21 protein-coding genes are annotated in these 17,599 nt (G+C 72.5%); 11 read left to right on the plus strand and 10 right to left on the minus strand.

What is annotated here, in order from left to right; all coding sequences use genetic code 11:
* Positions 1 to 236: 236 nt before the first annotated feature.
* Positions 237 to 1,448 (plus strand): S8 family peptidase, encoded by a 1,212-nt coding sequence (locus tag ACFY7E_RS13485; protein WP_389484146.1) that lies wholly within the window; start codon positions 237 to 239, stop codon positions 1,446 to 1,448.
* Between the two features lie 74 nt (positions 1,449 to 1,522).
* Here ACFY7E_RS13485 and ACFY7E_RS13490 read toward each other — a convergent pair whose 3' ends face one another.
* A complete protein-coding gene (locus ACFY7E_RS13490; protein WP_389484148.1) occupies positions 1,523 to 2,647 on the minus strand; it encodes an SRPBCC family protein in 1,125 nt (374 codons plus the stop codon).
* Between the two features lie 3 nt (positions 2,648 to 2,650).
* On the minus strand, positions 2,651 to 3,589 hold the full coding sequence (locus tag ACFY7E_RS13495) for a histone protein (RefSeq protein ID WP_389484151.1): 939 nt from the start codon (positions 3,587 to 3,589) through the stop codon (positions 2,651 to 2,653).
* Between the two features lie 204 nt (positions 3,590 to 3,793).
* On the opposite strand from ACFY7E_RS13495, the gene ACFY7E_RS13500 reads away from it, so the two are divergent.
* The 8 genes from ACFY7E_RS13500 (at position 3,794) to ACFY7E_RS13535 (ending at position 7,710) form a co-directional block, all read left to right on the plus strand.
* A complete protein-coding gene (locus ACFY7E_RS13500; RefSeq protein WP_389484153.1) occupies positions 3,794 to 4,162 on the plus strand; it encodes a gas vesicle protein in 369 nt (122 codons plus the stop codon).
* Positions 4,163 to 4,190: 28 nt separating this feature from the next.
* Positions 4,191 to 4,658 (plus strand): gas vesicle structural protein GvpA, encoded by a 468-nt coding sequence (locus ACFY7E_RS13505; RefSeq protein WP_383446915.1) that lies wholly within the window; start codon positions 4,191 to 4,193, stop codon positions 4,656 to 4,658.
* A 3-nt stretch (positions 4,659 to 4,661) separates the two neighbouring features.
* Complete coding sequence (locus ACFY7E_RS13510; RefSeq protein WP_389484156.1) at positions 4,662 to 5,378, plus strand: GvpL/GvpF family gas vesicle protein; 717 nt, start codon at positions 4,662 to 4,664, stop codon at positions 5,376 to 5,378.
* Between the two features lie 103 nt (positions 5,379 to 5,481).
* Complete coding sequence (locus ACFY7E_RS13515; protein WP_389484158.1) at positions 5,482 to 5,730, plus strand: gas vesicle protein GvpG; 249 nt, start codon at positions 5,482 to 5,484, stop codon at positions 5,728 to 5,730.
* Positions 5,731 to 5,748: 18 nt separating this feature from the next.
* Positions 5,749 to 6,216 (plus strand): gas vesicle protein, encoded by a 468-nt coding sequence (locus ACFY7E_RS13520; protein ID WP_389484160.1) that lies wholly within the window; start codon positions 5,749 to 5,751, stop codon positions 6,214 to 6,216.
* Positions 6,213 to 7,067 (plus strand): GvpL/GvpF family gas vesicle protein, encoded by an 855-nt coding sequence (locus ACFY7E_RS13525; protein ID WP_389484161.1) that lies wholly within the window; start codon positions 6,213 to 6,215, stop codon positions 7,065 to 7,067. Before ACFY7E_RS13520 ends, ACFY7E_RS13525 begins: the two co-directional genes overlap by 4 nt.
* Positions 7,064 to 7,279, plus strand: a complete 216-nt coding sequence (locus ACFY7E_RS13530; protein ID WP_383446902.1) for a gas vesicle protein — start codon at positions 7,064 to 7,066, stop codon at positions 7,277 to 7,279. The genes ACFY7E_RS13525 and ACFY7E_RS13530 overlap by 4 nt, the downstream gene beginning before the upstream one ends.
* The gene (locus ACFY7E_RS13535) at positions 7,276 to 7,710 is read left to right on the plus strand and encodes a gas vesicle protein K (RefSeq protein ID WP_389484163.1); all 435 of its coding nucleotides are present in this window, start codon (positions 7,276 to 7,278) and stop codon (positions 7,708 to 7,710) included. The genes ACFY7E_RS13530 and ACFY7E_RS13535 overlap by 4 nt, the downstream gene beginning before the upstream one ends.
* A 53-nt stretch (positions 7,711 to 7,763) precedes the next feature.
* Here ACFY7E_RS13535 and ACFY7E_RS13540 read toward each other — a convergent pair whose 3' ends face one another.
* The 6 genes from ACFY7E_RS13540 to ACFY7E_RS13565 form a co-directional block, all read right to left on the minus strand.
* On the minus strand, positions 7,764 to 8,681 hold the full coding sequence (locus tag ACFY7E_RS13540; protein WP_389484166.1) for an SAM-dependent methyltransferase: 918 nt from the start codon (positions 8,679 to 8,681) through the stop codon (positions 7,764 to 7,766).
* Positions 8,648 to 9,307: a cysteine hydrolase family protein gene (locus ACFY7E_RS13545; protein WP_389484168.1), complete on the minus strand. Its 660-nt coding sequence runs from the start codon at positions 9,305 to 9,307 to the stop codon at positions 8,648 to 8,650. The genes ACFY7E_RS13540 and ACFY7E_RS13545 overlap by 34 nt, the downstream gene beginning before the upstream one ends.
* Entirely contained in the window at positions 9,304 to 10,494 is a 1,191-nt protein-coding gene (locus ACFY7E_RS13550) for an isocitrate/isopropylmalate family dehydrogenase (protein ID WP_389484171.1), read from the minus strand. The genes ACFY7E_RS13545 and ACFY7E_RS13550 overlap by 4 nt, the downstream gene beginning before the upstream one ends.
* Positions 10,491 to 11,027: an EF-hand domain-containing protein gene (locus ACFY7E_RS13555; RefSeq protein WP_389484173.1), complete on the minus strand. Its 537-nt coding sequence runs from the start codon at positions 11,025 to 11,027 to the stop codon at positions 10,491 to 10,493. Before ACFY7E_RS13555 ends, ACFY7E_RS13550 begins: the two co-directional genes overlap by 4 nt.
* Before the next feature lie 223 nt (positions 11,028 to 11,250).
* Positions 11,251 to 12,039 (minus strand): PepSY domain-containing protein, encoded by a 789-nt coding sequence (locus ACFY7E_RS13560; protein WP_389484175.1) that lies wholly within the window; start codon positions 12,037 to 12,039, stop codon positions 11,251 to 11,253.
* A gap of 128 nt (positions 12,040 to 12,167) precedes the next feature.
* Positions 12,168 to 12,689 (minus strand): DUF6328 family protein, encoded by a 522-nt coding sequence (locus tag ACFY7E_RS13565; protein ID WP_389484178.1) that lies wholly within the window; start codon positions 12,687 to 12,689, stop codon positions 12,168 to 12,170.
* Positions 12,690 to 12,938: 249 nt separating this feature from the next.
* Here ACFY7E_RS13565 and ACFY7E_RS13570 point away from each other — a divergent pair, with 249 nt between their 5' ends.
* Positions 12,939 to 14,159, plus strand: a complete 1,221-nt coding sequence (locus ACFY7E_RS13570; protein WP_389484180.1) for a PP2C family protein-serine/threonine phosphatase — start codon at positions 12,939 to 12,941, stop codon at positions 14,157 to 14,159.
* Between the two features lie 437 nt (positions 14,160 to 14,596).
* Here ACFY7E_RS13570 and ACFY7E_RS13575 read toward each other — a convergent pair whose 3' ends face one another.
* Both ACFY7E_RS13575 and ACFY7E_RS13580 read right to left on the minus strand, forming a co-directional pair.
* The gene (locus ACFY7E_RS13575) at positions 14,597 to 15,589 is read right to left on the minus strand and encodes a glutathione S-transferase family protein (RefSeq protein ID WP_389484183.1); all 993 of its coding nucleotides are present in this window, start codon (positions 15,587 to 15,589) and stop codon (positions 14,597 to 14,599) included.
* Positions 15,590 to 15,629: 40 nt separating this feature from the next.
* Entirely contained in the window at positions 15,630 to 16,439 is an 810-nt protein-coding gene (locus tag ACFY7E_RS13580; protein ID WP_389484185.1) for an alpha/beta fold hydrolase, read from the minus strand.
* 183 nt (positions 16,440 to 16,622) lie between these two features.
* Here ACFY7E_RS13580 and ACFY7E_RS13585 point away from each other — a divergent pair, with 183 nt between their 5' ends.
* Positions 16,623 to 17,453 (plus strand): DUF1206 domain-containing protein, encoded by an 831-nt coding sequence (locus ACFY7E_RS13585; protein WP_383446718.1) that lies wholly within the window; start codon positions 16,623 to 16,625, stop codon positions 17,451 to 17,453.
* Positions 17,454 to 17,599 lie beyond the last annotated feature (146 nt).

Below are 17,599 nucleotides of genomic sequence, written 5' to 3' on the forward strand. Positions count from 1 at the left end.
CGGCGACCGGTCCACGGCGCCCTGCCCCTCCGGCGTCACTCAAGTTGCCAGATCGGTGGTCGAGTTGGGGTGACTTGTCCCTTCACTTTTTAAGAAACCTTGTTGAGAAAGTCATAGCTCTGTGAAGGCCCGTTGATTTGCACTCGTCAATCGGTCAGGGTTTCGAGCGAGCCGCCGGAGAGTTTCCTTCCGGAGGCCCAACCCCCCACAAATCCTGACGAGGAGAGCCTTCTTTCATGGCAACTCACAAGCGTGCCCGCAAGTTCAGGATCGTCGCCGTCGCGACCGCGATCGCCGCGGCGGCCGGAGTGACCGTCGCCGCCGGACCGTTCGCCGGCGCGGCCCCCGCTCCCGCCGAGGGGACCGTCTACGGCCTCGGCGCCGAGAACGCCGTCGCGGGCAGCTACGTCGTACTGCTCGGCGAGAAGGCCGACAAGGCCGGCAAGACCGAGCTGGCGAAGGAGTACGGCGGCACCCTGCGCCGCAGCTACGACTCCCGCGTCAACGGATTCTCCGTCAACGACCTCACCGAGACCGAGGCCAAGCGCCTCGCCGCCGACCCGGCCGTCGCGAAGGTCGTCCAGAACCGCACCTTCACCATCAACGAGACCCAGGAGAACCCGCCTTCCTGGGGCCTGGACCGGGTCGACCAGGCGGACACCGCCGGCGACCGGAAGTACACCTACCCCGACGCCGCGGGCGAGGGCGTCACCGCGTACGTCATCGACACCGGCGTCCGCGTCAGCCACGGCGACTTCGGCGGTCGCGCCTCCGACGGCTTCGACGCCATCGACAACGACGACACCGCCCAGGACGGCAACGGCCACGGCACCCACGTCGCCGGCACCATCGCCGGAACCACCCACGGCGTCGCCAAGAAGGCGAAGATCGTGGCCGTCCGCGTCCTCGACGACAACGGCTCGGGCACCACCGAGCAGGTCATCGCCGGCATCGACTGGGTCACCCAGAACCACAAGGGCCCGTCCGTCGCCAATATGAGCCTCGGCGGCAGCGCCGACCCGGCCCTCGACGAAGCGGTCAGGAAGGCCATAGCCTCCGGCGTCACCTTCGGCGTCGCCGCCGGCAACGAGTCCGCCGACGCCGGCCAGGGCTCCCCGTCCCGCGTGCCCGAGGCGATCACCGTCGCCTCCTCCACCAAGGACGACCAGCAGTCCAGCTTCTCCAACTTCGGCTCCGTCGTGGACATCTACGCCCCCGGCTCGGACATCACCTCCGCCTGGAACGACAGCGACACCGGGACCAAGACCATCTCCGGCACGTCCATGGCCACCCCGCACGTCGTCGGCGCCGCCGCCGTCTACCTCGCCGGCCACCCCGACGCCACCCCGGCCCAGGTCACCGAGGCGCTGACCGGCGGCGCGACCGCCGACAAGATCGGCAACGCCTCTCCCGGCACCGCCAACAAGCTCCTGAAGATCGTGGAGTAGCCCGAACCGTACGAACGGGTCCGCCGCACCCTCTTCCACGAGGGTGCGGCGGACCCGTTCCGGTGCGGCGGGGATCAGCGCCCGCGCCGCCCGCGACCCGCGGTCTCGTCGTCCTCCTCCTCGCCGCCTTCCTCGTCCTCGTCCTCGTAGCCCTCGTCGTACTCCTCCTCGGGTCCGAGGTCCTCGTCCTCGTACTCCTCCTCGTCCCCTTCTTCTCCCTCCTCTCCTCCTTCTCCGTCTTCTCCCTCGTCCTCTTCGTCCTCGGGCCCGTACTCCCCGTCCTCGTCCTCGTACTCGTCCTCGGGGCCCCCTCCTCCGTCCTCCTCGTCGTATCCGTCCGCCTCCTGCTGTTCCTCGTCTCCCCGGCCCTCTTCCTGCTCCTCCTCCATGGCCTCCTCGTGCGTGCGGACCACCTCGCCGTCGCGGATCTCACCGCGCCAGCCCTCGGGCTCGTCGTCGGTGAGGGTGACGTGACGGCGGAAGTGCTTCAGATCGAGGCGGAGCCGACGGCCCTGGGCGCGCCAGACGTTGCCCGTCTTCTCGAAGAAGCCGGAGGGGTAGTACTCGACCGTGACCAGGACCCGGGTGAGCGACGGGCCCAGCTCGTGGAAGCTGACGCAGCCCCGGGTCGACCCCTTGGCGCCGTCCGAGGTCCAGATGATGTGGTCGTCCGGCACCTGCTCCTGGACCGTCGCCTTCCAACTGCGGGTGGAGGGACCCACCTTGACCTTCCAGTCACTGGTGGTCTCGTCGCCCTGGGAGACGTCGCGCACGCCCTTCGTGAAGCCGCTGAAGTCCTCGTACTGGGACCAGTGGTCGTACACCCTCCGGAGCGGGGCACCGACGTCGACCGTCTCGACGATGCTGGTGATCTTCTGGGTGCCGCTCTTGCGTTTGCCCTTCCCCTTGCCGAACAGGTTCGACGCGGCGTCGGTGACCTTGTCCTTCAGGCCGCCGACCGAATGGCCCACCATCGCCTTGACGGGGGAGTCCCCCTGGAGCATGCGCCCGCCGATGTCCGCGAGGCTGCCGCCGTTGTCGGCCACGTCCTGGAGCTTGCCGGTGACGTCCCCGAGCTTGTCCGTGGCCTTCTCGGCCAGTTGCCCGGTCTGCGCGGAGAGGTAGCCGCCGAGTTCGCCGAACAGCCGGTCCAGCCCGGAACCCGACTCCTTGCCGGAGGTGCGGTTTTCGGATGCCATGACCTACCTCCGCGCCGACGGCTTGCGCGCGGCCGTCTTCTTCGCTGCGGTCTTCTTCGCCGCCGGCTTGCGTGCCGGGGTCTTCTTCGCCGCGGTCTTCCCGGCGGGAGCGGACTTCTCGGCCGACGCCTTGCGTGCCGCCGTCCTCTTGGCGGGAGCGCTCTTCTTCGCGGGCGCGGACTTCTTGGCCGCCGCGCTCTTCTTCGCGGGGGCGCTCTTCCTGGCGGGGGCGGTCTTCTTCGCCGCCGTCTTCTTTGCGGGAGCGGACTTCTCGGCCGTGGCCGCCGTGCCGCGTGCCCGGGAGGTCTTGCGCGCACGGGACGACGTACGCGAGGTCCGGGGCGGCTTCGGCTCCTCGGGTTCCTCCTCCTCGGGTTCTTCCTCCGGCTCTTCGGGCTCCTCCGATTCCTCGGGTTCCTCGTCCTCCTCCGGTTCCTCCTCGTCCTGCTCTTCCTCGTCCTCGTCCGGTTCCTGGCCCTCCTCTTCCTCCTCTTCCTCTTCCTCGTCCTCCTCGTCCTCGTCGTACTGCTCGGGCTCCGACTCCTCGTCCTCGTAGCCCTCTTGGGCCTCGTCCTCGTAACGCCCTTCCTCGTCCTCCTCGCCGTCACCGCCGTCACCGCCGTCGCCACCGCTGCCGAGCGCCAGCGTCCGCTCGTGGAGCGAGTCGGCGAGGTCGGTGAGCTTGCGGTTGGCCGCCGCCTTGAGCGCCTGGCGACCGGCGTTCAGGGCCTCGCCCTTCAACTGGTCCCCCATCTCCGCGACCTGCGGTATGTCCTTGAGCTTGCCCAGACCTTCCGTCATGAGCTGCCTCGGTTCGAGGCCGAAGCGCCGCCCCGCCAGATAGGTCGCCGCGGTGAACGCGAGCCGCCCCTTCTTCGTCCGTCCCAACACGTACCCCCCGGCCACTGCGGCCGCCAGGGCGATCTTGGACGTGTCATCCATGGCCTCTGTCCCTTCACCGGGCGTTCGCGGCCTCGCCGCCACCTCGTACGGAACCCTCCGTACCGGGTCGCGCCTCCGTGCATGCGCCTGCGGAGGGCGTCCCGCTCGGGCGGTGGAAAGCGAGCCTGCTCTCCCGGACGTGGCATTTGCCCTTATATCGTGAAATTCTAGCCATAACTGGCCGTACGTCTCCTGGAAGTGCACATGGCCTCAGCAGATTCGGAACGCCCCCGGAGGGCCGTCCCCCGCGCCGACGACGAAGAGCGGGAGCGGGCCCCCACCCGGCGCAGACCCGCGCCGCGCAGGGCGAAAGCCGTCGACGCCGGCTCGGCGATGAGCTCGGCCGCCGAGCAACTGGCGAAGCTGCTCGGCCGACCGCCCGAATCCGTCTCCTCGCTCAAACCCACCGATTCGGGGTGGGAGGCGCAGGTGGAAGTGGTGGAGCTGGAGCGCATCCCCGACACGACCAGCGTGCTGGCCAGTTACAAGGTCTCACTCGACGAGGAAGGCGCGCTGATCTCCTTCGAACGCACCCGCCGCTACAGCCGCGGGATGATCGATCGGCCGTTCTGAGAACGGTTCGGCCGTGAAGGGAGGCACCATGACGATGGTGCCGCAGGGCGGCGGCGGAAGCGCCGCCGGCAGGGGCGGAGGCTCCTCGGGCACCCTCTACGACGTCCTGGAGCTCATCCTGGACCGGGGCCTGGTGATCGACGTCTTCGTCCGGGTCTCGCTGGTGGGCATCGAGATCCTCAAGATCGACGCCCGGATCGTGGTGGCCAGCGTGGACACCTACCTGCGCTTCGCCGAGGCCTGCAACAGGCTCGACCTCGAATCCGGCCGCAAGGCCCCGGCACAGCTTCCCGAGGTCGTCGGCGGCATGATGGAGGGTGGAGCCCACGGCAAGTCCAAGGGAGCCCTCAGCGGGGCGGTCGACGCCGTCACCGAGACCCTGACCGGGAAGTCCCGGGACGACGAGGAGCCGGACGAGGAGGAGGCGGAGGAGGAGCCCGCGCCCCGACGCCGGCGGCCTCCCGCCCGACGCACGGCGCGCCGGGAGAAGGAGTGACCGATGGCCCTCTACGTCTACGCGATCACGGGCGAGGACCACCCCCTCGCCGTCGAGGACATGACCGGCGTCGGCGCCGAGCCGTCCCCGGTGCGCGCCCTCGCCTGCGGGCCGCTGTACGCCGTGGTCAGCGACGTCTCCGAGGAGATCAGGCCCAAACGGCGCGACCTGCTGATCCACCAGGAGGTGCAGGAGCGCCTCATGGGGGGCGGCCCCGTCCTGCCCCTCCAGTTCGGCTACACCGCCGCCGACGAGGCGACGGTCGAGCAGGCGCTCCGCAGGGACGCCGAAGGCTACCTCGCCAATCTGGAACGGCTCGACGGCCGCGCCGAGTACCACGTGAGGGCCTCGCAGGACGAGGAGGAGCTCCTGCGGCAGATCATGCGGGAGAACCCCGAGACCCGGGAGCTCAACGAGCGGATCCGCGCCGGGGACCCGGATCCCCAGCTCCCGCTCACCCTCGGTCGGATGGTCGCCGCGCAGGTACAGGAACGGCAGGACGCGCTCGCGGCCGGACTGGCCGACGCCCTCGTCCCGTACGCCGAGGAGCACAACGCCCGGCCGGCGTCCGGCGACGACTTCCTCAACCTCTCGCTGCTGGTCTCCGACGACCGGAGGGAGGAACTCCTCTCGGCGCACTCGGGCCTGGTCCGGCAGCTCGGGGAGGGAGTGGAGCTCCGGCTGAGCGGACCCCTGCCGCCGTACAGCTTCGTCCGGTAGCGGAATCCGATGCCGGAAATCCGACGGCGGAAATCCGACGGCGGAAATCCGGTGGCGGAATCCGACGGCGGAGAACGGGCGAGGAGGGAGAAGGAGAGACAGGATGGGACTGCTGACACAGCTGCTCATGCTTCCCGTCGCCCCGGTGCGCGGCGCCGTCTGGGTCGCCCAGCGGGTCGTGGAGCAGGCCGAGGACGAGTACTACGACCCGGCCCCCGTATGGCGTGAGCTGCGGGAACTGGAGAGCCGGCTCGTACGGGGAGAGATCGACCAGGAGGCCTTCGACCGGCGCGAGGACGAGCTGCTCGACCGGCTGGACGAGATCGACGCCCACCGACGGGGGCTGCGATGACCCGGAAGCGAGGCCACCGTGTCTGACCCCCTGCCCGACCGGTTCGGATCCGCCCCCTCCCGGGCGGCGCCGGTGCCGTACGGACCGAGCTCCTCCGCCAACCTCGCGGACATCCTGGAGCGGGTGCTCGACAAGGGCATCGTCATCGCCGGGGACATCCGCATCAACCTGCTCGACATCGAGCTGCTGACGATCAAACTGCGGATCCTGGTGGCCTCCGTCGACAAGGCGAAGGAGATGGGCATCGACTGGTGGGAGCACGACCCCTCGCTCTCCTCGAAGCACACCGGCGGCCCCCTGGCGGAGGAGAACCGCAGACTCCGCGCGGAGCTGGAGGCACTGCGGCGCGAGAGGCTCGGAACGGCAGAGCCGCCGGATCCGGAGGCCTACGAGGACGCCGAGGTCTCCGAGGACGTGGGACCGGACGACGGGGCGACCCCTCGCCGTGCCACGAGGGGCGGGACGCCACGGAAGCGCGGTAGATGAACACCGACGGAGACCTCACCTACGTGTACGCCGCGGCTCCGGACACGCGGGAGGTACGCGCGTCCCTCCAGGGCCTCCGGGGGGTGTCGGGCGCTCCCGTGTCCCTCCTGCCCCTCCCGGCGGCCGGACCGGACCCCGTCGCGTTCGTCGTCAGCCGGGTCGCGCCGGACGAGTTCGACGAGCGGACCCTGAAGGCCCGCTTCGAGGACCTGGAGTGGCTGGAGGGCGTCGCCCGCGCCCACCACGAGGTCGTCCAGACCGTCGCCCGCCACGACACCGTCCTTCCGCTGCGCCTGGCGACCGTCTACCAGGACGACGACCGCGCCCGCCGCGCCCTCGCCGCCCAGCACCACGCCTTCGCCGAGCGGATCGCGCTCCTCCGCGGCCGCAGCGAGTTCGGCGTCAAGCTGTACGTCCACCCCACCGGCTCCACCAGCCCTGCTGCCGACCCCACCGGCTCTCCGGAGTCCCGGGAGGACGCCGCCGACGCCTCCCTCAGCCCCGGAAAGGCCTATCTGCGCCGCCGCCGGGCGCAGCACAGCGCCCAGGAGGTCCGCTACCGGCACGCCCAGGAGGCCGCCGAACGCGTCGAGGCACTGGCCTCCCGGTTCAGCACGCAGCGCGTGCGCCACCCCGCCCAGCGCGGCGCCCTGGCGGGTCCGGAGGAGAACGTCCTCAACGACGCCTATCTCGTCCCGCACGACCGCGCCGAAGAGTTCCGCACGGTGCTCGCCGCCGCGATGGAGGGCCTCGACGGCGTACGCGCCGAGGTGACCGGGCCGTGGGCCCCGTACTCCTTCGCCACGCCGCCGCCCGAACCCGGGACCGCCGGGGAGGAGCGGGTGCCATGACCGTCTCCCGGCCCACCGAGTCGCTGCCCGGCCGACAGGTCGCCCTGGTCGACCTGCTCGACAGGCTGCTCAGCGGGGGAGTGGTCCTCTCCGGCGACATCGTGCTGTCGATCGCGGACATCGACCTCGTCCGCATCTCGCTCCGCGCCCTGATAGTGTCCGTCGACTCGGAGGCGGACCCGCTGGCACCGGTGGACCGGGAGCGGGCGTGAACGACGAGACGGATCCGGCACCGGGGGAGCGGAGCGGCCTTCCCGGGCCGCCCCCGGAGTCCCCGCCGCCCCTGAGCGGGGTGGGCACCGCGCTGAACGACGCCTTCCGCCTCCTCCAGGCCCCGCCCACCCCGGCCGACGAGCCCCCGCGCCCCGCGCGCCGGCTCCGGACCGACCACGAGTCGGTCGAGGAGGACCTCCTCAAGCTCGTCCTCACCGTCGTGGAACTCCTGCGCCAGCTCATCGAGAGGCAGGCGCTGCGGCGCGTCGACGCGGGCGACCTCACCGACGACCAGGAGGAGGAGCTGGGGGCCACCCTGATGGCCCTGCACGACGCCCTGTCCGATCTCTGCGCCGAGCACGGCTACACGCTCCAGGACCTCAACCTCGACCTCGGCCCGCTCGGCCCCCTGCTGCCGCGGGAGGACTGAGCGCCACCGCTCCGGCCCGGGCCCCGCCCGGCGGAGCGGATGAAGCGGACGGATCAGGAACGGTCGGCCGTCGCGAAGACCCAGCGGTTGGCCGCCAGGGCGTCGTCGGGTTCCGGGCGCGGGCCCCGGCCGTGGAGCGTGGTGAAGTCGTACGGGCGGTGCACGGCCACCCGCCAGCCACGGCCGGCGAGGGTCCCGGCCGAGTCGGGGCGCGGCCCCGCGGCGAAGAGGCCCGGCAGGTCGATGCCGGTCCGCTCGCGCGCCGACGTGTAGACGGGGCCGCCGCGCACGCGCGGTGACTCGGCGGTCACCTCCTTGATCTCGTACGCCAGGGTGCTTCCGGCGGCGCTGAGCCGGTCCACGTCGTCGATCAGCCGCCGCTCGGCCTCGGCGGGGAGGTAGAGCAGCAGCCCCTCGGCGAGCCAGGCGGTCGGGGCGGCCGGGCCGAATCCGGAACCGGAGCCGTCCCCGGAACCGAACAGGGCCTCCGTCCAGTCGTGCCGCAGGTCGGCGGCGCGCGGGCGGCGCTCGGCGACGGGTTCCGCCCCGGTGTCGTCGAGCACCGACTGCTTGAAGGCCAGCACGTCGGCCGAGTCGATCTCGTGGACGACGGTCCCGGCGGGCCAGTCGAGCCGGAAGGCCCGGGAGTCGAGCCCCGCGCCGAGCAGCACCACCTGGCGCACCCCCGCCCGGGCGGACGCCAGCAGGTGGTCGTCCAGGACGCGGGTCCTCAGCCCGAAGTAACGGCCGAGCCTGCCCCACAGCGGGTCCGAGGCGCCGCCGGGGACCTCGTCGGGATGGAGCGGCCAGCCGGCGGCGTCCGGCGCCGCGCGGACGAAGGCGGCGGCGAACGGATCGCGGGCGAGGGCGTCGGGACGGTGGGTCTCGACGGCGCGGGCGGCGGCCACCAGCAGGGCGGTGCGGCCCACGCCCGCCGTCACCCCCGGAGACGGACCGGCCGCGCCGCGCATTTCTCCTCCTCTTCCTCCTCCGGCCCCACCGCGGGGGCGTCCCACGCGGACGGGTCGTCCGAGGCGGGGGTACGGGCGCCGTAGAGGACGCGCATGAACGCGAGGACCCCCTCGTACGGCAGGTGCAGGGCCGTGGTGCAGTCCGCCAGTACGGTGATGTGGAAGCCCTTCTGGAACGCGGTCCGGGCGGTGGAGTCCACGCACACGTCCGCGAACAGGCCCGCGAACACCAGGTGCTCGACGCCCCGGGCGCGCAGGTGCTCCTCGAAGCCCGCCGCGAGGAAGGCGTCGAAGCAGGCCCGCTTGGTGAAGACGGCCTCGCCGGCGGCGGGCAGGACACCGTGGAACTCCGCGCCCCAGGTGCCCTCCAGACACTTCGGCGGCCTGCCCCGGGCCCGGTCCCGCAGCCGCCAGCTCGCCCCCTGCCGGTCGGGGTCGCCGGTGAACCGGACGAAGACCACCTCCACGCCCCGGCGCCGGGCCTCCTCGGCCGCTCCGGCGGCCGAGGAGACGACGGCGTCCAGCACGGCGGGGGCGCCCCGGAACCGGGCCCTGGCCAGGGGGCTCGCGCAGAAGTCGTTCTGCAGGTCCACCACGACCAGGGCCGTGCGTCCCGTCGTGGTCACGGGCCGCCCACCAGGACCGGATCACACGGCACGGTGTCCGGTCCGGTGACGCCGAGCGCGTCGACCAAAGCGTCGACCACGTCGCTCGTGGAGTGCCGGCCGCCGAGGTCGGGGGTGCGCACGCCCCGCTCGTCGAGGGCCGCGAGGGCGGCCTCCACGGCCGCCACGGCACCGGGGCACCCGGCGTGGTGCTCGGCGACGAGCGCGGCGGCCCGGACCGTGGCGACCGGGTTGACCTGGTCCCGGCCCGCCAGGTCGTCGGCCGAGCCGTGGATCGTCTGGTACTCCACCAGGCCCCGCAGCGCCGGGTCGAGGCAGACGTTCTCCGTGCAGCGGTTCTCCTGCCGGTCGGCGCCGTACCGGTCGAGGAGGACGACGTGCATGATGTCGGCCCACTCGTTCCCGGCGATCAGCAGAGTGCGGTCGGGCAGTCCGTGGGCGAGCAGGTTGCGGTTGACCGTGTCCGGCTGGAACACCTCGATCCGCACCCCGAGCCGCTCGGACAGGTCGGCCACCCACGCGTCGAAGGCCCCGTCGAGCAGATGGAACTTGTACGCCATGACGATCCGGCCGATCCGCCCGTCCGGCCAGGCGCGCCGGGCCCGCTCCAGGGCGTGCTCGACGACCGCTCCGGTGACCTCACGGCTGAAGGTGAGGGTTCGGGTGACCTCGCCCGCGGTGTGCGTGTTCTCGCCGGTGTAGAAGCCCTGGGCCTGGTCGCGGACCAGCAGCAGCGACCGTCCGCCGTCCGTCAGCAGGTCGACCTTCACGGCGCGCAGCCGCTGCCGGACGAGGTACAGCGACTGGGCGTTGATCGCGGTGCGGAAGACCGCCGTGGTGCCGCGCTCGGCCAGGTCCCGGCACCACGCCTCGTAGTGGTCGGCGTCCTCGGCGGTCAGCCGCTGCACGGCGGCGACGTCGTGGCCCCGGCGGAGCGACACGTAGGAGTGGTAGAGGCGCGGCGAGCGGACGACCTCCACACCCGTGCCGCCCGTACCGGCCGCATCGCCCATGCCGCCGGGGCCGCCCGTGCTGTCCGGGCGGCGCGAGGCGAGGGTGCTCAGGACGCGCTCGAAGACGTCCGCCAGCTCGGGGCCCGTGCCACGGCCCACGGCCAGCCCGATCACGGGCCGGACACCGCCCGGAGGTGAGGTCCCCGCGGGCTCCCGTCCGGTCTCCCCGGTCATCGGGCGGCGCCGGGGACGAGGCGGTCGCCGGCGATGCCGGCCTTCTCCGGGCGGTAGTAGTCACGGATCCCGTCGGCCCAGACGTCCACCGGGACGCGGTCGCCGTCCACCGGGCCGAAGGCCTCGAACAGCGCCTCGATGTTGGGCCGGTCGAAGCCGATGGCGGTCATGAGGGCGAGGAAGTCGGGACGGGCGACGAAGCCGTCGCCGTTCACGTCGCCCATCGCGGACAGCGCCCCGGCGAACTCGTCGACCGCGGCGTCGAACCGCTGCGGGTCGAGCACGACGGCGGTGAACTCCTCGGGGCTGATCCGCCCGTCGCCGTCGGCGTCCAGCTCGGCCAGGAGCGTCTCCCCGTACCGGCGGAAGGCGGCGAGGAGCCTCGCCCCGGCCTTCTCGTCGGCCGCCGGCAGCGCCGTGACGGTCCGCTTCCCCATCAGCTCGAAGTCGGCGGGCTCCAGGAAGCCGTTCCCGTCGGCGTCGAAGAGCGAGAACACGAGCTGCACACGGTCGGTGGCCTCGGTGGTGGGCATGAGGATGCACCCGGCTTTCGGTGGGGATGACGCCGGGTCACGCGCCCGGCCGCTGGTCCACTATCGGGGCGCCGAACTGCTTTCGGTGTACAAAACCGCTCTCTCGTACACGATCGGAGGCAATTCGCCGGGCGGTGCATGACACGCCGGGAGGCTGGAAAGCGATGCCCGTTCCGGTCGGCGGACCGGAACGGGCGGGGAGGGAGAGGGCCGGAAAGAGGGGTCAGTCGCGGTCGACTTCCTTGCGGAGGACCCGCCGCTCGGTCGTGGAGACCTCGTACGTCGTCTTGTTCCAGTTCCCGGTGTCGACGACGTCCACCGACCAGGAGTCGTCGTCCAGTTCCACGGCCGTGACGGTGCCCTTGTCGTCCTGGGTGGCCGTCTGGACCGCCTGCTCCGGAGTGACGGTGGTCCGCTTCAACCGGTCGGCCAACTCCTGCTTGTCCTCGGCGTCCTGGCCCGCGTCCGGTTCGTCGCCGATGACCTTGCCGCTGACGCCGTCGACCCAGATGTCGTGGAGGGTGCCGTCCGACGCGGCGACGCTCGTGTGCCACGCCGGGGTCCGCGCGCCCGCGCTCGCCGACGGGCTCGCGGAAGCGGAAGCGGAGGCAGACGCGGAGGCGGAGGCGCCGGGAGAAGCGGAGGTGCTCCCGCTCGCGGTGGCGTTCGGCGGCGCCCAGGTGAGCTCCGTCTCGACCAGCTTGCCCTGGGGGACGGTGGCCACGGCGGTCTGCGTGGCCTTGTCCCAGGTGACCTTCGTGGCCGGGACGAGCTTCCGGCGCTCGGCCTGGTCGTCGGTGAGCCGCGGCGAGGCGGAGGGAGAGGGGGATGCCGAGGGGGAGGCGGAGGCCGTCGGGCCGTCGGTGCTCCCGGTCGGGGTCGGCGCGATGCGGCCGGACGTGGTGGTGGTCTCCTTCTGCTCGGAGCCGCAGGCGGCGAGCAGAAGGGCGCAGGACGCGGCGAGGCAGGCGACGGCAGGGCCGCGCAGTCGATGTCGCGGAGAGGTACTCATGGGCCTATTCCTGACCCGGGCCCTGCGCTCCGTGACGCACCGGCCCGCGCAACCACCCGATCGCGGCCCTCCTCCGGTCCGGACGGGGGAAGCGGCCCGGCGCCCCCCCGTCCGCCGCGGACGCGGCCTCACCGGTCGGACGGCGAGGCGTCCCCGTTCGTGTAGCGGATCCGCGCCCACAGCGGCAGGCCGAACCAGCAGACCAGGTACCAGGCGAGGACTCCGGACACCAGCCACGGCACGTAGCCGTCGTGCGTGGCCACGCGCAGGACCAGGAAGAGCGCCGAGGTCAGCGTGGCGAGGAGCAGGATGAGGCCGGTGAACATCAGCCGGGACGCCCAGGCGACCGCCTGGGGCTTGATGCGGCGTCCCGACACGATGCGGTGGAAGGCCACGGGCCCTATCAGGGCGCCGGTCGCCAGCGAACCGAGCACGACGGTGACGATGTAGATCGTCTTGTCGGTCTGCTCCAGGTTCTGGAAGTGCGGTGTGAACACCACGGTGAGCAGGAAGCCCAGGAGGATCTGCACACCGGTCTGGGCGACCCTGATCTCCTGGATGAGTTCGGTCCAGCGCCGGTCCGCGCGTTCCTCGGGAGTTTCGTTTCTTCTGGTTCGTTCGCCCTGGTCGGGCGTCACATCCTCAGCCATGGCGTCCTCTTTCCCACGGGTCGGGATCCCATCCGCCGCGAGCGTTCCTTTTCCCAGGGTGCGCGCCGTCCTCCGTCCCGGCCCGGTGGGGAGCGCCCGGCGCGGGCCGGGGCCGCGAACACGAACCCGCGAGGAGGGTGCGATCACCGGAAGGCCTGCGTAGCCTGGGTTCCACCCCAGGGGCACCTGGGAGGAGGACGGGCCGCTCCACGCCGCCGCAAGACGCCGGGGAAGAGCCGCGGAGGTCGTGTGTCGACGTACGAGCATGTCCTGGGCGATCTGCTGGCCCGCTCCCACCTGCGGTCCGTGCGGGAGCTCGCGGGACTCGTCCAGGACGCGGGCCGTCGCATGGGGCTCCGGGGGACGGCCATGTACGTCACCGACCTCCAGCAGATCCGGCTCGTCGCGCTGCCCCAGGCGGACGCCGTCGACCAGCCGACGCTCGACGTCGACACCTCGCTGGCTGGCCTGGCCTACCGCACGCAGCAGGTGCAGCGGTCGAGGGACGGCGCCACCGCCTGGCTGCCGATGATCGACGGGGTCGAACGCATCGGCGTCCTGATGGTGACGGCGCACGACCTGGACGACGCCCTGCTCGGGCGCGGCGAGGCGCTCGCCGGGGTCGCCGCGCTGCTCGTGGTCTCGAAGTCCTCCCACAGCGACCTGCTGGCCGAGACGGAACGCGCGCGGGCGATGACGGTGCAGGCCGAGCTGCTGTGGGCCTTCCTGCCACCGCGGACCATCGGCACGTCGGAGGTCACCTCCTCGGCGGTCCTCGAACCCGCGTACGACATCGGCGGCGACACCTTCGACCACACCCTGGACGACAGCGGCCTGCACCTGACCGTCATCGACTCCATGGGCCACGACCTCGCCTCCGGCGGGGCCAGCGCGGCCGGCCTCGCCGCCTGCCGGGCGGCCCGCCGCTCCGGCGGCTCGCTGAGCGACATCGTCACCTCGATCGACCAGATCCTCGACACCTGGTTCACCGACCGCCTCATGACCGCCGTCGTGGCCCATCTGGACACCTCCGACGGACGGCTGACCTGGATCAACTGCGGCCATCCGCCGCCCCTGCTGATCCGTCACGGAAGGATCCTCCCGCAGGTCCTCGACCGGGAGCCCGACCTGCCCCTCGGCTGGGGTTTCCTCCAGGAGTCGCCGCCCACCGAGCACACCGAGCGGCTCCAGCCCGGCGACCGGATCCTCCTCTACAGCGACGGCGTCACCGAGGCGCGCTCGCCCGGAGGCGACTTCTACGGCGAGGAACGGCTGGCCGACACCGTCATCCGCGCCACGGCGGCCGGCGCCCCCGCCCCCGAGGCCCTCCGGCGCCTGGTCCAGGGCCTGCGGCAGCACCAGGGCCACAAGCTGCGCGACGACGCCACCATCCTGCTCACCGAGTGGCACCCGAGCGGCCGCGGCGGGGGACGCGCCCCGGATCCGGGGGCGAGCGGCCGTGAGGGGTGAGAGACCGCCGGAGGCACGACCGGGCCCCGGGTGCCGGGGTGAGTGACCGCTCCGGACGCGGGTAGGCGCGGGTTCGACAACGAGATCACGACGAACCGTCGAGATCGCGTCGAACCGTCAGGAGGGTTCATGAGCACGCCCCCGAACGATCCCGTCCCTCCGAGCCCCACGCCCCCGCCGGGGCCCGGCCCGGCTCCCGGTCCGGGACCGCTGCCCGGGCCGGTTCCCGGGCCCGGCGGCCCGGACCCCGTTCCGCCCGCGCCGCCCCGGCCGGAGCCGGACCCGCCGGCCCCGACCCCGCCTCCGGACCCCTTCCCGCAGCCGGGCCCGCTGCCCCCGCCGGGACCCGCTCCGGAACCGCTGACCTGAGCGTTCCGCACCTCGGCCCCCGCCCGTGAACAGGGCGGGGGCCGACGCGTGTACGAGGCGCGTCCGGCTCAGCCGTGGCCGAGCGGCGGCACCCGCTCGGACGAGGGCGGCGGGCCGGGCGGCGTGCCGTCGCCGAACGGACGCCCGCCGAGCTCCTCCCGTCCGTGCGCCGAGAGCCAGCCGCGGGGGTCCGGGCCCAGGGGAACGATCCCGGTCGGATTGATGTCGCGGTGGACGACGTAGTAGTGCGTCTTGATCTGCTCGAAGTCGATGGTGTCGCCGAAACCGGGCGTCTGGAACAGGTCCCGCGCGTAGCCCCACAGCGCCGGGAGTTCGGTCAGCTTCCGCCGGTTGCACTTGAAGTGGCCGTGGTAGACGGCGTCGAACCGCACGAGGGTCGTGAAGAGACGGACGTCGGCCTCCGTGATGGTGTCCCCGACCAGATAGCGCCGGTCGCCGAGCCGCTCCTCCAGCCAATCCAGCCGGTCCCACAGTCTGCCGTACGCCTTGTCGTACGCCTCTTGGTCGCTCGCGAAACCGCACTTGTAGACACCGTTGTTGACGTCCCGGTACACCTTCTCGGCCACGTCGTCGATCTCGTCGCGCCACTTCTCCGGGTACAGCTCCGGCGCGCCGTCCCGCTGATGGGCCGTCCACTGGCTGCCCAGGTCGAGCGTCATCCGCGCGAAGTCGTTGGTGACGACCGCGCCGGTGGGGACGTCGACGATCGCGGGCACGGTGATGCCGCGCGCGTACGCGGGATCCCGCCGGAAGAAGGCCTCCTGGAGCCGCTCGATCCCGAGGACCGGGTCCCTGCCGTCCGGGTCCAGGTGGAAGGACCAGCTGCGCTCGTCGTGCACGGGCCCGGCGATGCCCATCGACAGGGCGTCCTCCAGGCCCATGAGGCGCCGGACGATCGCGGCCCGGTTCGCCCACGGGCACGCGCGCGCGACGACCAGCCGGTACCGCCTCGGTTCCACCGGATAGCCGTCCCGGCCGTCGGCCGTGATCCGCGTCGTGATGTAGTTCCGGTCGCGTTCGTACCCACCGTCGCCAGCCATGGCCACGAGCGTAGCCCGCCGCGCACGGTTCCGCCCGGGATCAGCCGGAAGCACCGCCCGGGGCCCCGGACGCCGCGCGCAGGACCGGCATCATCGTCTCGACGGCGGCGTCCCGCGCCAGGTGGTCGAGGATCATCCGGTTGACCCGGGCCGGCTGTTCCAGCGGCACCAGGTGGGACGCCCCGGGCACCACGGCCAGCAGGGCCCCCGGGATCGCCCGGTAGAGGGCGGCGGTGTGTTCGAGCGTCATCATGTCGTCGTCGCCGACCACGACCAGGGTGGGCGCCCGCACGCGCCCCAGGTCCTCGGGGGTGAGCACCGGCTGGGTCCGCCACATGTCGATCACCTTGGCCGCCACCACCGGCCAGTGGTCCGCGCCGTCCGGCGTGACCGCCGCGTACATCTCGCGGAAGAACTCCATGTCCGGGCTGTCGGGCGTCATCGCGTCGAGCATCGACGGATCGACGAAGCACTCGGGGCCGGGGCGGAAGTTCGCCCCGATCGCCACGACCCCGCGGACCAGATCGGGCCGGGCGGCGGCGACGAGCAGCGCGACGACACCGCCGTCGCTCCACCCGACCAAGTGCGCCGGGCCCCCGACCACCCGCTCCAGGAACGCCACCGTGTCATCGGCCATGTCCTGATACGACAGCGGTCCCGGCACGTCGGGGGTGTGCCCGTGGGCGCGCCGCTCGGGCAGGAAGAGGCGGTACTCGCCGGCGAGGTCGGGACGCTGGGCGCCCCACGTCCCATTGGTGCAGAAGCCGCCGTGCAGCAGGACCAGCGGGTCGCCCTCGCCCTCGGTCTCGTACCAGGTCCTGACCCCGGGGAGGTCGGCGTACGCGCCCATCGGTCCACGCCCTCTCCGGATCGGCCCCCTGTCCCGCCCAGTCTCCGCCGGGCCCCGGAAGGCCGCAAACGGTGACCCGTACCGCCCCGGGCGCCGTACCGGCCGGTGCCCGAACGCGCCATGGAGATTCGAACGGAGAAGACGGGGCACCCGGTCATTCCGATCCGAGAGGGGTGAATGGGCATGAGCGCAGGGGGGTCGACCACGGCCGTCGCGAGAAGAGCGGCCCGTGGGGACGTGGTACGAGCGGGTGCCCGTGCGGGCTTCGTCGCGCGGGGGGCTCTGTACCTGCTCATCGGGGTCCTGGCCGTACGCATCGGCCTCACGGGCACGGGTGAACAGGCCGACAAGGGCGGCGCCCTCGCGCAGGTCGCCGGAACGCCGTTCGGAGCCGTGATCCTCTGGGCCCTCGGCATCGGACTCGTCGGCATGGCGCTGTGGCGGCTTTCGGAGGCCCTGTTCGGCAGCGCCGGCCCGAAGGGCGACAAGCCGACCAAGCGGATCACGTCCGGCGCCCGGTGCGTCTTCTACGCCGTCTCGGCCTTCTTCGTCCTGTCCTTCGCGGCGGGGAACCGGGACAGCGGCGCCGGTGCGACCGACCGGCAGAGCCACGACATCACCGGCCGTCTCCTCGGCCTGCCGGCCGGTCAGTGGCTGGTCGGCGCCGCGGCCCTGGGCTTCCTGGGCGCGGGCCTGTGGATGGGCGTCCGGGCCGTGATGCGGAAGTACCGCAAGCATCTGACATGGGCCACGATGTCCGCGAACCAGCGGCGCTTCATGGACGTGACCGGCATCGTGGGAGGCGTCGGACGAGGGCTGGTCTTCGCCGCGATCGGCTTCTTCGGCCTGAAGGCGGCGATCCAGTTCGACCCGGACGAGGCCAAGGGCATGGACGACGCGATCCGCTCGTTCGCGCAGACCCCCGCCGGACCGTGGCTGCTGGTCGCCGTGGCCGTCGGACTCGTCCTCTTCGGGATCTTCTCCTTCGGCCAGGCGAAGTGGCGCGACGTCTGATCCGTCGCCCCGCGACTGAGGGGTGGCCCCCCCCCGCCCCGGGGGGGGCCCCCCCCGCGCGGGGGGGGGGGGGGGGGCCCCCCCCCGGGGGGGGGCGGGGGGGGAAGGGGGGGGGGCGGGGGAGGAACCGGGGGGCGCCGCCCCGG

This window comes from Streptomyces sp. NPDC012825 (assembly GCF_042900925.1).
Lineage (GTDB): Bacteria > Actinomycetota > Actinomycetes > Streptomycetales > Streptomycetaceae > Streptomyces.